The sequence below is a fragment of the Agromyces protaetiae genome (assembly GCF_030866785.1).
Taxonomy (GTDB): domain Bacteria; phylum Actinomycetota; class Actinomycetes; order Actinomycetales; family Microbacteriaceae; genus Agromyces; species Agromyces silvae.
Genome location: NZ_CP133018.1, coordinates 675,178 through 688,757 on the forward strand (window position 1 = coordinate 675,178; position 13,580 = coordinate 688,757).

Sequence of the window (13,580 nt, forward strand, 5' to 3'; positions counted from 1 at the left end):
GGTCGGCGAGTTGAACTCGGTCAGCTGGTCGGTGGCACTCGACTGATCGGCGGTTGGGCGCTGAAACGCGTATGCCAGTTCCGCCTCAACTGAGGCGGAACTGGCATACGGATTCTGGCTCACCGCGCGGCGCGGCTCGCGCCGCCCGCCGCGATCAGCCGATGCGGATGAGCTTTTTGTTCACGAACTCGTCGGCGCCGAAGCGGCCGAGCTCGCGACCCGAGCCCGAACGCTTGATGCCGCCGAAGGGCAGCTCGGCTCCGTCGGCGAGGACGACGTTCACGAACACCATGCCGGCCTCGATGGAGTCGGCGACGCGCAGCGCCTGCTCGTCGTCGGTTGTGTACACGTACGAGCCGAGTCCGTAGGGCGTGTCGTTCGCGATGCGGACCGCGTCGGCCTCGTCGGCCGCGCGATAGACCTGCGCGACCGGCCCGAAGAACTCCTCCTTCGAAGCGGGGTTGTCCGCCGAGACATCCGTCAGCACCGTGGTCTGGAAGAAGGCGCCGTCGCGCCCGCCGCCGTGCACGAGGGTCGCGCCGTGCTCGACCGCGCGCTTGACCTGGTCGTCGAGGGTCTCTGCGGCCTTGAGCGAGGACAGCGGGCCGAGCGCGGCGTCTTCGGCCGTCGGGTCGACGGCCTCGATCTCGGCGAGCTTCGCGGTGAACTTCTCGAGGAACGGCTCGTACAGCTCGTCGATGACGACGAAGCGTTTGGCCGCGTTGCACGCCTGGCCGTTGTTGTCGATGCGCGCGTCGACCGCGTTCTGCACGGTGGCGTCGAGGTCGTCGGTCGAGAGCAGCACGAACGGGTCGGAGCCGCCGAGCTCGAGCACGACCTTCTTGAGGTGGCGCCCGGCGATCTCGGCGACCTTCGCGCCGGCACGCTCGGAGCCCGTGAGCGAGACGCCCTGCACGCGCGGGTCGGCGATCACGGTCTCGATCTGGTCGTGCGTCGCGTACACGTTGACGTACGCGCCCTTCGGGAAGCCGGCGTCGAGGTGGATCTGCTCGATCGCGGCGGCCGACTCGGGGCACTGTTCGGCGTGCTTCAACACGATCGTGTTGCCGATGATGAGGTTCGGGCCCGCGAAGCGGGCGACCTGGTAGTACGGGAAGTTCCACGGCATGATGCCGAGCAGCACGCCGAGCGCCGAACGCCGGACGACCGCAGAGCCCTCGCCGTCGAGCAGGGTGATCTGCTCGTCCTTGAGGAAGTCGGCGGCGTGATCGGCGTAGTACTCGTAGATCGCGCCCGCGAAGTCGACCTCGCCGAGGGCTTGCTCGGTGGGCTTGCCCATCTCGCGGACGATGATGTCCGCGAGCTCTTCGCGGCGTTCGACGTGCAACTCGCCGACGCGTCGGACGAGCGCGGCGCGCTCCTCGACCGTCGTCGACTTCGACCACGTGCGATACGCCTCGGCGGCGTCGGCGATCGCGCCCTGCAGGTCGGCGTCGCTGATCGTGGGATAGGTCTTGATCGTCGCTCCGGTAGCCGGATTGACCACGGCGTAACTCATTCACGCTCCTTCTGCCTGCGGTGCACGGGACGTGTCGCCGGACGGTGACGACGGTGCACACCTGGCACCAGCCTACGTGCCGGAACGCCGGACGCGACTGGACTTCGTGTCGCATCCTCGGCCTGGTTTCGACGGCTCGTACACGAATCGCGCGTGTGGGCGATGGGTAGGGTGGCCGAGGGCGAGACGAGGAGGACGACGTGCCGGAGGGTGTGCTGGGCGGCATCCGTGTCGCAGACTTCTCCCGTGTGCTCGCGGGGCCGTACGCGACCATGCTGCTCGCCGACTTCGGCGCCGACGTCATCAAGGTCGAGCCGCCGGCCGGCGACGACACGCGCCAGTGGAAGCCCCCGACGGATGCCTCGGGCGAGGCCACGTACTTCGGTTCCGTGAATCGCAACAAACGGTCGGTCGCGCTCGACCTCGCGACCGAGGCGGGTCTCCTGGAGGCGCGTCGCCTCGCGGCGACGGCCGACGTCGTGATCGAGAACTTCCGGCCGGGCGTCATGGCACGGTTCGGGCTCGCGTACGACGACGTCCGCGCCCTGAACCCCGGCGCCGTGTACTGCTCGATCACCGGCTTCGGCGACGGTGCGGGCGCGGGTCTCGCCGGGTACGACCTACTGGTGCAGGCCGTCGGCGGGCTCATGTCGATCACGGGCTCGCCCGACGGCGAGCCTGCGAAGGCGGGCGTCGCCCTGGTCGATGTGATCACGGGGCAGAACGCCGTCGCCGGGATCCTGCTCGCCCTGCGCGAGCGGGACCGCACGGGTGCCGGCCAGCGCGTCGAGGTGAACCTGCTGCACGGCCTGTTGTCGGCGCTCACCAACCAGGCCGGGTCGACGCTCGCGACGGGCCGGGCGCCTGCGCGCATGGGCAACCAGCACCCGAGCATCGCGCCGTACGCGGTGTTCCGGGCCGCCGACCGGGAGCTCGTGATCGCGGTCGGCAACGACCGTCAGTTCCGCACCCTCGCCAGGCTCGTCGGCCGCGAGGAGCTGGGCGACGCCGCCCGGTTCGCCACGAATCCGGCGCGCGTCGCGCACCGCGACGAGCTCGGCACCGAGCTCGAAGGCGCGCTCGCGGCGCGCCCAGCGGCCGAATGGGCCGCGATCTTCGCCGACGGCGGCGTGCCCGCTGGGCTCGTCCACGACGTCGCCGAGGCGATCGCGTTCGCCGAATCACTCGGCCTCGACTCCGTCGTCGACCTCGACGGCCGCCGCTCGATCGCCGACCCCATCGGCATGTCCGCCACCCCGCCCTCGTACCGCACCCCGCCGCCCGCGCTCGACGAGCACGCGGGCGCCGACTGGCTCCATCGAAAGGACCCCGAATGACGACCGCGCCCCGCATCGACCAGGTGTTCGACTTCGACGCCCTCCTCTCCGACGAGGAGCGGGCCTGGCAGCAGCAGGCGCGCGCGTTCGCGCAGGAGCGCATCGCCCCGGTCATCGAGGAGGACTTCGAACAGAAGCACTTCCGGCGCGAGTTCGTGCGCGAGCTCGGCGAGCTGGGATTCCTCGGGATGCACATCGAGGGCTACGGATGCGCCGGGGCCGGCGCCGTCTCGTACGGTCTCGTCTGCATCGAGCTCGAGGCGGCCGACTCGGGCTGGCGCACGTTCGTCTCGGTGCAGGGCTCGCTCGCCATGAGTGCGATCGCGAAGTACGGCTCCGAGGAGCAGAAGCAGCAGTGGCTGCCCGGCATGGCGAAGGGCGAGCTGATCGGCTGCTTCGCACTGACCGAGCCGCAGGGCGGCAGCGACCCCGCCGCGATGACGACGGTCGCGCGCCGCGAGGGCGACGAGTGGGTCATCGACGGCGCGAAGCGCTGGATCGGCCTCGCCTCGCTCGCGGACGTCGCGGTCGTCTGGGCGCGAGTGGAGGACGAGTCCGGGCCAGGGGGAGCGAACGCTGCCGGGGAGGGTGCGCGCGCCGTGCGCGGATTCCTCGTGCCGACCTCGACGCCCGGGTTCACGGCGACGCCGATCGACGGCAAGCTCTCGATGCGCGCGTCGGTGCAGTGCGACATCGACCTCGACGGGGTGCGCGTGCCCGCGGACGCGCTGCTGCCCGGGGCATCCGGGCTCTCAGGGCCTTTCGGTTGCCTGAACGAGGCGCGCTACGGCATCGTGTGGGGCGCCATGGGCGCCGCGCGCGCGTGCCTCGAGGCCGCGCTCGAGCGCTCGATCACGCGCGAGGTGTTCGGCAAGCCGATCGGCGCGAACCAACTCACCCAGGCCAAGCTCGCCGACATGCTGCTCGAGGTCGAGAAGGGCGTGCTGCTCGCGCTGCACCTCGGCCGGCTCAAAGAGCGCGGCGCGCTCACGCCCGCGCAGATCTCGGTCGGCAAGCTGAACAGCGTGCGCGAGGCGTTGCGGATCGCGCACGAGGCGCGGTCGATCCTCGCGGGCGACGGGATCACGAACGCGTGGCCCGTCATGCGGCACGCGGCGAACCTCGAATCGGTGCGCACCTACGAAGGCACCGACGAGATCCACCAGCTGGTCATCGGGCGCGCGCTCACAGGGCTCAGCGCGTTCTGACGGTGTTCCGGCTGGAAATGGAACATCATTCCACGATAAGTTCGTGGGTGTGAGCACTCCGACGCCCTACGCCAGCTTGCGCGAGATCGAGGCCGACGCGACGAGGAACCTCGACCGTGCGACCTGGGACTACGTCGAAGGGGGTGCGAACGGCGAAATCAGCCTCGTGGCCAACACGGAGGCCTTCGACGAGTGGCAGTTCCTCCCGCGCCTCCTGTCGAGCTCAGCGCGCCCCGAGCTCGCGGTCGAGTACCTGGGTCTGCGCTGCGCAATGCCGTTGTTCATCGGACCGTTCGGGTTCGACCGCGCGTATCACCGGGACGGCTACGCTGCGGTGGCGCGGGCGGCGAAGGCCGCCGGGATCCCGAGCATCGTGCCCGACACGTCGTCGCAGTCGCTCGAGGAGATCGCGGCGGCCTCGGGTCAAGATCGCGGCTTCGTCCATCTCAGCCTGCACGGTCCCGCGGAGGATCTCCTCGCTTACGCGAACCGGGCGGCCGCCGCGGGCTACCGGGGGATCGTGTTCACCGATGTGCCGGCCGTGCCGTGGCGCGAGCGCCTCTTCGAGTCGAGGCAGGACCTCATCGCGATGTGGGGGCTGGGGAACTTCGGTGAGGGCCTCGCCGACCCCGAGCTCCTTCGGGAGACCCGGACCTTCCGCTCGCCGCGCTGGACCTGGGAGCGGCTGGGCGACCTCGCGCAGGCGCTTCCGCTCCCGTTCGTCATGAAGGGCGTGCTCCGCGGAGCCGACGCCGAACTCGCCGTCGGGGCCGGCGCCGCAGCGATCTACGTCTCGAACTTCGGGGGACGCAACCTCGATACGACGACCCCGCCGATGACCCAGCTCCGTGAGGTGGTCGCGGCGGTGAACGGCGCCGTGCCGGTGCTCGTCGACAGCGGGGTCCGGCGCGGAGTGCACGTGGCGAAGGCGCTCGCGCTCGGCGCCACGGCGGTCGGGATCGGGCGGCTCGCGGTCCGCGGTCTCGCCGCGGCCGGGGAATCCGGCGTGGCGGCGACGCTCGACCTGCTGCAGCGCGAGCTCGCTTCCACGCTCAGCTATCTCGGGTGCGACTCGGTCGCCGATCTGAGCCCCGAGCTGCTTCGCCGGTCCGAGCGCGCCCGCTGACGACCGCGGACCTCCGGGAATGCCATACGGCGTCATCTCGTTGGGGTGTGGGTGCCCGCGGTGGTGGACTTGACCGTCCACCGGCTCGCGATCGAGCCCGGGCGATCCGTCCCCACGAAGGAGAAACTCCATGACCCGTGCCCGTCGCATCCGCTCCACCCTCGGCCTCGTCGCCGCCACCGCCGCAGTGGCCGCGCTCGCCGCGTGCTCGTCCGGGGCGGAATCGGGATCGGGATCGGGATCGGGTGAGACCACGGGCGCGGGAGGCGAGTACGGGCTGGTGTCGGACGGCACGCTGACGGTCGCGACCGAGGGCACCTACCGCCCGTTCAGCTATCACGACGAGGGGTCGGGCGACCTGGTGGGCTATGACGTGGAGGTCGCCGAGGCGGTCGCCGAGAAGCTCGGCCTCGACATCGAGTTCCAGGAGACGCAGTGGGACGCGATCTTCGCGGGCCTCGAGGCGGGCCGCTTCGACGTCATCGCGAACCAGGTGTCGATCAACCCCGAGCGTGAAAAGAGCTACCTCTTCAGCACGCCCTACACCGTCTCGCCGGGCGTCATCGTCGTGAACGAGGGCGACGACTCGATCTCGAGCTTCGCCGACCTCGAGGGCAAGACCACCGCGCAGTCGCTCACGAGCAACTGGTACGAGCTCGCGCAGGAGTCCGGTGCGAACGTCGAGGCGGTCGAGGGCTGGGCGCAGGCCGTCGCCCTGCTGCAGCAGGGCCGGGTGGACGCGACCATCAACGACCAGCTCACCTACCTCGACTACGTGAACACCAACGGGCAGTCGGGCCTCGAGGTCGCGGCCGAGACCGACGAGGCCTCGGAGAGCGCGTTCGCACTCACCAAGGACAAGGAGGCGCTGCGGGCCGCGATCGACGACGCGCTCGCCGAGCTCCGCGACGAGGGCGTGCTCGCCGAGCTCGGCGAGAAGTACTTCGGCGCCGACGTCTCGCAGTAGGGTCTCCGCCAGAAAGGGGGTGGGGCATGAACGAGAGCCTCCAACTGTTCCTCGACTCCTTCTGGCCGATCGTGTGGGGCGGTCTCAGTGGGACGATCCCGCTCGCCCTGATCTCGTTCGTCGTCGGGCTCGCGCTCGCCCTCGGCGTCGCGCTGCTGCGCCTGTCGAAGAACCGGGTGCTGTCCGCGATCGCCCGGTTCTACATCTCGGTGATCCGAGGCACCCCGCTGCTCGTGCAGTTGTTCGTGATCTTCTACGGCCTGCCGGCCATCGGACTCGTGATCGACCCGTGGCCGAGCGCGATCGTGGCGTTCTCGCTCAACGTGGGCGGCTACGCCGCCGAGATCATCCGCGCGGCGATCCTCTCGGTGCCGAAGGGGCAGTGGGAGGCCGGCTACACGATCGGCATGTCGAACGCGAAGACGCTGCGACGCATCATCCTGCCGCAGGCCGCGCGCGTGTCGGTGCCGCCGCTGTCGAACACGTTCATCTCGCTCGTGAAGGACACCTCGCTCGCGTCCCTCATCCTCGTGACCGAGCTGTTCCGGGTCGCGCAGCAGATCGCGGCGTTCAGCCAGGAGTTCATGCTGCTCTATCTCGAGGCCGCGCTCATCTACTGGTTGTTCTGCCTCGTACTGTCGGCCGGGCAGGGTGCACTCGAGAGGAGGCTGGATCGCTATGTCGCGCACTGACGGGCCGGACGGGCCGGGCGACGCGCTCGCACCGTCGATGCCGGCGGATGACTCGGTGCTGGTCTCCGCGCGGGGCATCCGCAAGTCGTTCGGGGCGAACGAGGTGCTGCGCGGGGTCGACCTCGAGGTCAGGCGCGGTGAGGTCGTCGCGCTGATCGGGCCGAGCGGGTCGGGCAAGACGACGGTGCTGCGATCGCTGAACGGGCTCGAGACGCCCGACGCCGGTGTGCTCGCGTTCGACGGCGGACCTGAGATCGACTTCGCGGCGAAGCTGCCGAAGGGCGCGCGGTTCGCGCTGCGCGACCGGTCGGCGATGGTGTTCCAGCAGCACAACCTGTTCCCGCACCTCACGGTCATCGAGAACGTGATCGAGGGTCCGGTGCAGGTCCAGCGCGTGCCCAAGGCGCGGGCGATCGCGCAGGCCGAGGCGCTGCTCGAGCGCGTCGGCCTCGCCGAGAAGCGCGACGCGTACCCGTTCGAGCTCTCGGGCGGGCAGCAGCAGCGCGTCGGCATCGTGCGTGCGCTCGCGCTCGAGCCCGACCTGCTGCTCTTCGACGAGCCCACGAGCGCGCTCGACCCCGAGCTCGTCGGCGAGGTGCTCACGGTCATCAAGGAGCTCGCCGACGAGGGCTGGACCATGGTCATCGTCACGCACGAGCTCGCGTTCGCGCGCCAGGTCGCCGACGAGGTCGTCTTCCTCGACGGCGGCGTGATCGTCGAACGGGGCGCCCCCGCCCAGCTGTTCACCGCGCCCCGCGAGGCGCGTACCCGCCAGTTCCTCGACCGCATCCTCCGGCCTTTCGACTGAACATCTCCCGCAAGGTCGGGCAGACGGTTGCCGACCCCGACCTGGGTCTATTCCGGGTGAGCGGTGCTGCTCGCAGACTTGACGCGATCGTTCCGCGAATGCGGCATGCCGACATCCGGCGATGCCGATGACCGGGCGGTCGGCGTCGGCGACCGGGTCGGCGTCATCGACCAACCTCGAGGTACGACGAATGAAGAGACTCGCCGCAACACTCACGGTGGCCGCGCTCGCCGCAGGTCTGACGATCGGCGCAGAAGCCCTTGCTGCGCCCGCCATGGCCGAGGAGCCCGCCGGCCCGCCGCCGGCCGGAGAGCTCTCCGTCGCGACACCGGCCGAAGCATCCGCCGTCGCGCCGCCGGCCGAAGAGTCCGACATCACCCCGCAGGCCGAGGCGGCCTTCCCCGGCACGATCTTCGCGGACTTCGAGGTGTCGAGGGTGACCCTCGCCGACGGTGGCGCATGGGGGCCGCACGTGGGGGAGATGTCCGCGGTCCCAACGGGTGTCGACTCGGCAACCCGGGGCGTCTTCCACGTGTCGGGTGACCGGTCCGCCGGTGCCACCGGCATGGAGGCGAAGACCGCCTTCCAGGTCGTGATGCTCGGCACGAGCTCGGGCTTCTGGATCGCGCCGCGCGTGGGGGCGTTCGGCGACACCGCCTACGCGACGTGCCAGGTGTACCAGGGCGACCCGCGCAGCGGGGGAACGCTCGCCGCCTCGAGCCCGTTCACGTGCGACATGCGGGCCACGCAGAGCTGGCCGAACGCGCGCTACACGTTCTCGGTCGCGCTCAACCGGTACGTCGAGACGGCCGCCGTCTTCACGACGACGGGGCCGGTCGCGCTGACCGCCGGCCACTTCGAGTTCGGCAAACTGCCGTACGGCGTCCCCGGAACGGCTGACGTCGCGCAGCACAGCAGCACGCGGGCCGAGAGCGTGATCCGGGAGGGCGATGTCTCGGCATACCCCGACAGCGCCCGCGTCGAGTTCACCTACCGCATCGTCGACGATGCGTCGCAGACCACCTTCTGGATCGCCGGCTGGTCGAACAACAACCGTGCGCACGGTGGGTTCCACCGCGACGGGACCTGCTTCATCGTCGACCGCGACCCCCGCGGGGAAAATGCACCATCCCTGGACCAGATCCCGCGTGCGAAGGTCTCGCCCTACACGTGCGAGCTCAGCGAGGCGTGGCCCGGCGGCTCGGGCGGTTACGAGGCGACCTTCACGGTGGCCAAGCGCGACATGATCGTGCTCGACGGCTCGGGCACCGGGGCGGACACGCTGCTGGCGCGCGAGCTCGTCGACGGGGTGTGCGGCGTCAACCCCGACGACTGCGGTCTGAGCCTCTCCAAGGTGACGCGCGGGCACGGCACGGAGCGGCAGATGTCGGAGACGGTGTTCAACGGCGGCGACGTGGAGATCACGCCGACGAAGACCATCAGCTCATCCGAGACGATCACCAACTCCGGCGGGTTCAAACTCACGATCAAATCGATCTTCAACGCGTTCGGCGCGAAGTGGGAGACCGCGCTCGAGGTCAACTACCAGCGTGCGGTGGCCGAGACCACGTCGACCACGTTGACGCTGCCGATCAAGACGCCTCCGCACCAGAAGTCCTGGTGGGCGGGGTCGCCGCCGATGGTGCACACCGAGGGCACGGTGATCGTGCTGAAGGACGGACGGTACTACGAGGTGGTCGACGTCACCGCGGAATTCCCCGATAAGGCGAGTGATGCGCAATGGGTCATCGAGCAACACTGGGAGCCCTACCTGGGCGCGCCGCCTGCGGTCGACCCGACCTCGCCCGGTGGCCCGGCCGCCGACGTGAGCACGTCCACGCCCTCGTCCACGGGCACGGCTCGCTCGCTCGCCACCACGGGCGTCTCCGAGATCCAGCTCGTCGGATGGATCGCCATGAGCGCGGTCCTGCTCGCCGGCGGTGCGGCGCTCGTCCTCATCCGCCGTCGCCGCTCAGGCGCCGCGGGATGACCTGATCCCCGGTCGGGTGCGCCGCGAGCCCCGAATACGACGCGGCAACCCGACCGGGGGAGGGCGCTCGGACGCGTAGCGTTGGACCCATGCCTCCGCCCGCGACCGCCCCGCCCCTGTCGCGCGCGCGACGGGCGCGGCGCGTGCTGGGCTGGTTCCGGCTCGCGGTCGCCGTGCTCGAGATCGTGGCGATCGTCGCCAACTTCCAGTACGTGCTGGGGTTCCGCTTCTTCGCGACCTCGAACTTCTTCAGCTATTTCACGATCCAGTCGGCGTTCCTCGCGGTCGTGACCCTCGTGATCGCGGGCTGCTTCGCACTGCTCACGCCGCGCGACCCGGCCTGGCTCGGGGTGCTGCGGACGATGGTGACCGTGTACGTCGTGATCTCGGGCATCGTGTTCGGCCTCATCGTCATGCAGGCCTCGACCGTCGACTACCGCATCGACGTGCCGTGGTCCGACACGCTGTTGCACTTCGTGGTGCCTGCGCTGGCGCTCGTCGCCTGGACGACCGACAGCATCCTGGCGGTGAACCCCCGGGTGCCGTGGCCGACGATCGGCTGGGTGCTCGTCTTCCCGTCGCTCTGGCTCTGGTACACGCTCGTGCGCGGCGACGACGTGGGCTGGTACCCGTACTTCTTCCTCGACGAGACGCAGGTCGGCGGCTGGGGCGGCGTCGCCGCCTACTGCGCGCTGTGCCTCGCGATCTTCCTCGCGATCACGTCGGCTCTGGTGTGGCTGAATCGTCGTCTATGGGCTCGGGCGAGAAGGGCACGAGATCGGCCAGCACCTCCGCCCGGAACTCGTCGTCCGACAGCTCCTCGAGCCGCCGAGCCTGCTCAGCGGCGATGACCCCCACCAGCACGGGCTCGTCGTCGAGGCCGATGAGCCCCACGTCCAGCCACGCGGCGACGGTGTGCGGCCCGCCCACCACGGTCAGCACCTCCTGAGCCGTGCGTCCCTCCGAGGCATCCGACCGCCAGAACGCCTCGTCGAACCGCAGCCAGACGAGATCGATCGTGCCCATGCCCATGATGGCGATCGCCTGCTGGTGCGGCCGCGGCAGGCGCGGGCTGAACTGGATCGTGTCGGTCTGCAGCACGCCCAACGGCACCGTGACGATCACCCGGTCGACGCGCAGCGACTCGCCAGTGCCGAGGCGAAGGCTCACCCGGTCGGTGGTGTAGGCGATGCTCGTGACGACGCTCGAGAGGGCGACGTCCACCGAGGCCGCGAGCTCGTCGATCGCGTCGGAGAGCCGCCCGCGGACCAACCGGGCCGGCGCGACCGCCGACGCAGGATCGAAGGTCTGCGCCGACACGCGCGAGGGCGTGGCGCCCGTCACGGGTTCGACCCCGCTGGACAGCGTGTAGCCGAGCCAGTCGAGGGGCGAGACCCCGTCGGGCCCCGGCTCGCTCGACAGCTGATCGGCACCGCTGCCGAGCAACGCGGTGTCGAGCCCGACGTCGTACGGCCACGTCTGCGCCCACGCGTGCGCCGTCGCGAGCGCGTCGGTACCGGTCGACTGGATGGCGGTCCATTCGCCGGTGGTCGTGCGCGCGTCGGTCGGCGGCTCCAGATCGCGGGTGCCGACGGATGTCTCGTCGAGCAGCGCGTCGAGGGCGTCGTCTGCGGGCAGCAGCAGGGCGCCGAGCTCGATCGTGCCGCCGAACGCGTCGTCATCGGCGGACTGGATCCGGCCGCCGACGCGGTCGCGCGCCTCGATCACGACGACCTCGAAGCTGGGGTCGCTGCTGCGCTCGCCGTCGCGATCGTCGGCCTCATCGGCCTGGCCGTCGTCGTCGCCCTCGTCGCCCGCGCCGCGGCCGATGCGCCGCCCCTGCAGCTCGTTCGCGGCGGCGAGACCGGCGATGCCGGCGCCGATGATCGCGATGCGCTCGCCCGGCTCGGCGAGCTCGGCGACGCGGCGGGCCACCTCGCGCCCCGACGAGAGGGCGCCCGCCACAGTGCCCGGCGACTCCGCAGCGACCGCCTCGCCGGCGAAGAAGACCCGGTCGAGCACCGGCCGGGCGAGCTGGGCTCGCCGCTCGGCGGTCGTGCCGATCGCGTCGTAGCTGAACGCGCCGCGCGCGTACGGATCGGCGCCCCACCTGGTGCGGCGCATCGCCGTCGGCTCGGGCACTCCGGGCGGCAGCGGGGTCGGCGTCGGGGTGGGTGTCGGGCTCGGCGTGGGCGCCGGGGTCGCGGTGGGGGTCGGCGTGGGCTGCGGGCCGGTGCACGCGGCGAGCACGACGGAGGTCACTCCGGCCAGCGCCGCCGCGAGGAATCCGCGCCGGGGCATGCCGGCACCGCCCTGCGAGTCCATGTCCTCAGGCTATCCGCCGTGCGCCCCGCACCAGCTCCACCCGCCCGATGCGAGCCCCATCCGCATCGGCTTGCTCAGGAACCACGGGCGAGTGCGCGGCGTGTCTCGGCGCGACACGCCGCGCCTCACTTGAACGTTCCTGAGCAGGGAACGGGGTGAGCGCGCGCGGCGGGAGCCCGGCCCGGGGGTCAGCCGATCGCGGCGTCGGCGACCGAGAGCGCGTCGTCGATGATGTCGAGGCCGCGAATGAGGTCGGCCTCTGAGATGACGAGCGGCGGGGCGACGTGCAGCCGGTTGAAGTGCACGAACGGCCAGAGCCCGGCCCGCTTGCAGGCCGCCGTGACCGCGGCCATCGGCGCGGCATCCTTCCCTCCGGCGTTGAACGGCACGAACGGCTCGCGCGTCTCCCGGTCGCGGACCAGCTCGATCGCCCAGAACAGCCCGAGCCCGCGAACGTCGCCGACCGACGGGTGTGCGGTCGCGATCTCGCGCAGCCGCGGCTCGACGACGCGCGACCCGAGGTCGCGCACGCGCTCGAGGAGCCGATCGCGCTCGAACACCTCGAACGTCGCCACACCCGCGGCGCAGGCGAGCGGATGCCCCGAATAGGTGAGCCCGCCCGCGAACGGCACGGTGTCGAAGTGCGACGCGATGCGGTCCGAGATGACGACGCCGCCGAGCGGCACGTACCCCGAGTTCACGCCCTTCGCGAAGGTGATCAGGTCGGGCACGACGTCGAAGTGGTTCACCGCGAACCACTCGCCGACGCGGCCGAAGCCGACCATGACCTCGTCGGCGATGTAGACGATGCCGTACTTGTCGGCCAGCTCGCGCACACCCTGCAGATATCCGGGCGGCGGGACGAGCACGCCGTTCGTGCCGACGACCGTCTCGATGATGATCGCCGCGATGGTCGACGCGCCCTCGAGCGTGATGACCTGTTCGAGGTGAGCGAGTGCGCGCTGCGTCTCCTCCTCGGGCGTGGTCGCGTGGAACGCCGAGCGGTACGGGTACGGCCCGAAGAAGTGCGCGACCGAGCGGTCGGAGGGCTCGTTCGCCCACCGGCGCGGGTCGCCCGTGAGCGAGATCGCGGTGCCGGTGCCGCCGTGGTAGCTGCGGTACATCGACAGCACCTTGGGCCGGCCGGTGACCGCTCGCGCCATGCGCACGGCGTACTCGTTCGCGTCGGCGCCGCCGTTGGTGAAGAACACCTTGTCGAGGTCGCCCGGCGCGACCTCGGCGATGCGCCGGGCGAGCTCACCGCGCACGTCGTTCGCCATGATCGGCTGGATCGTCGCGAGCCGGCCCGCCTGCTGCTGGATCGCGGCGACGAGGTCGGGATGCTGGTGACCGAGGTTCAGGTTCACCAGCTGCGAGCTGAAGTCGAGATAGGCGTTGCCCTCGTAGTCCCAGAAGGTCGAGCCCTCGCCCGCAGCGACGGGCAGCGGGTCGATGAGCGCCTGCGCGCTCCAGGAGTGGAAGACATGGGCGCGGTCGTCGGCCCGCAGGCGCGCCTCCGCGTCGGCGTCGGGCAGGGCGTGCGCGGCGCCGGTGCGGTCGGTGTACGCGGGCGCGTCGGTCAGGATGTCGGTCATCGGATGCCTCGTC

At 70.9% G+C, this 13,580-nt stretch carries 10 protein-coding genes and 1 pseudogene; 8 read left to right on the forward strand and 3 right to left on the reverse strand.

What is annotated here, in order from left to right:
* Nucleotides 1-154: 154 nt before the first annotated feature.
* A complete protein-coding gene (locus QU602_RS03145; protein WP_308798709.1) occupies nucleotides 155-1,519 on the reverse strand; it encodes an NAD-dependent succinate-semialdehyde dehydrogenase in 1,365 nt (454 codons plus the stop codon).
* Between the two features lie 212 nt (nucleotides 1,520-1,731).
* On the opposite strand from QU602_RS03145, the gene QU602_RS03150 reads away from it, so the two are divergent.
* The 8 genes and pseudogenes from QU602_RS03150 to QU602_RS03185 form a co-directional block, all read left to right on the forward strand.
* Entirely contained in the window at nucleotides 1,732-2,856 is a 1,125-nt protein-coding gene (locus QU602_RS03150; protein ID WP_373692965.1) for a CaiB/BaiF CoA transferase family protein, read from the forward strand.
* The gene (locus QU602_RS03155) at nucleotides 2,853-4,064 is read left to right on the forward strand and encodes an acyl-CoA dehydrogenase family protein (RefSeq protein WP_308798711.1); all 1,212 of its coding nucleotides are present in this window, start codon (nucleotides 2,853-2,855) and stop codon (nucleotides 4,062-4,064) included. The genes QU602_RS03150 and QU602_RS03155 overlap by 4 nt, the downstream gene beginning before the upstream one ends.
* Before the next feature lie 43 nt (nucleotides 4,065-4,107).
* Nucleotides 4,108-5,190, forward strand: a complete 1,083-nt coding sequence (locus QU602_RS03160; RefSeq protein ID WP_308798712.1) for an alpha-hydroxy acid oxidase — start codon at nucleotides 4,108-4,110, stop codon at nucleotides 5,188-5,190.
* A gap of 130 nt (nucleotides 5,191-5,320) precedes the next feature.
* Nucleotides 5,321-6,157 carry an amino acid ABC transporter substrate-binding protein gene (locus QU602_RS03165; RefSeq protein WP_308798713.1) on the forward strand — a complete coding sequence of 279 codons (837 nt, stop codon included), beginning with the start codon at nucleotides 5,321-5,323 and terminating at the stop codon, nucleotides 6,155-6,157.
* Between the two features lie 26 nt (nucleotides 6,158-6,183).
* Nucleotides 6,184-6,849 (forward strand): amino acid ABC transporter permease, encoded by a 666-nt coding sequence (locus QU602_RS03170; RefSeq protein ID WP_308798714.1) that lies wholly within the window; start codon nucleotides 6,184-6,186, stop codon nucleotides 6,847-6,849.
* 37 nt (nucleotides 6,850-6,886) lie between these two features.
* Nucleotides 6,887-7,657: an amino acid ABC transporter ATP-binding protein gene (locus QU602_RS03175; protein WP_308800260.1), complete on the forward strand. Its 771-nt coding sequence runs from the start codon at nucleotides 6,887-6,889 to the stop codon at nucleotides 7,655-7,657.
* 190 nt (nucleotides 7,658-7,847) lie between these two features.
* Entirely contained in the window at nucleotides 7,848-9,647 is a 1,800-nt protein-coding gene (locus tag QU602_RS03180; RefSeq protein WP_308798715.1) for a hypothetical protein, read from the forward strand.
* Nucleotides 9,648-9,736: 89 nt separating this feature from the next.
* Nucleotides 9,737-10,333 (forward strand): annotated as a pseudogene (locus QU602_RS03185) (Pr6Pr family membrane protein); the annotation flags it as partial.
* A gap of 31 nt (nucleotides 10,334-10,364) precedes the next feature.
* On the opposite strand, the gene QU602_RS03190 reads toward QU602_RS03185, so the two are convergent.
* Both QU602_RS03190 and QU602_RS03195 read right to left on the reverse strand, forming a co-directional pair.
* Nucleotides 10,365-11,972, reverse strand: coding sequence for a flavin monoamine oxidase family protein (locus tag QU602_RS03190; RefSeq protein ID WP_308798716.1), 1,608 nt, complete (start codon nucleotides 11,970-11,972; stop codon nucleotides 10,365-10,367).
* A 188-nt stretch (nucleotides 11,973-12,160) separates the two neighbouring features.
* Complete coding sequence (locus tag QU602_RS03195; RefSeq protein ID WP_308798717.1) at nucleotides 12,161-13,567, reverse strand: aspartate aminotransferase family protein; 1,407 nt, start codon at nucleotides 13,565-13,567, stop codon at nucleotides 12,161-12,163.
* Between the last annotated feature and the right edge of the window lie 13 nt (nucleotides 13,568-13,580).

What these genes read in the sequence shown, in the direction of transcription:
- QU602_RS03145 (WP_308798709.1), bottom strand. Translation starts at nt 1,519, where the DNA reads ATGAGTTACGCCGTGGTCAATCCGGCTACCGGAGCGACGATCAAGACC.
- QU602_RS03155 (WP_308798711.1), top strand. Translation starts at nt 2,853, where the DNA reads ATGACGACCGCGCCCCGCATCGACCAGGTGTTCGACTTCGACGCCCTC.
- QU602_RS03195 (WP_308798717.1), bottom strand. Translation starts at nt 13,567, where the DNA reads ATGACCGACATCCTGACCGACGCGCCCGCGTACACCGACCGCACCGGC.
- QU602_RS03165 (WP_308798713.1), top strand. Translation starts at nt 5,321, where the DNA reads ATGACCCGTGCCCGTCGCATCCGCTCCACCCTCGGCCTCGTCGCCGCC.
- QU602_RS03170 (WP_308798714.1), top strand. Translation starts at nt 6,184, where the DNA reads ATGAACGAGAGCCTCCAACTGTTCCTCGACTCCTTCTGGCCGATCGTG.
- QU602_RS03190 (WP_308798716.1), bottom strand. Translation starts at nt 11,972, where the DNA reads ATGGACTCGCAGGGCGGTGCCGGCATGCCCCGGCGCGGATTCCTCGCG.
- QU602_RS03180 (WP_308798715.1), top strand. Translation starts at nt 7,848, where the DNA reads ATGAAGAGACTCGCCGCAACACTCACGGTGGCCGCGCTCGCCGCAGGT.
- QU602_RS03175 (WP_308800260.1), top strand. Translation starts at nt 6,887, where the DNA reads ATGCCGGCGGATGACTCGGTGCTGGTCTCCGCGCGGGGCATCCGCAAG.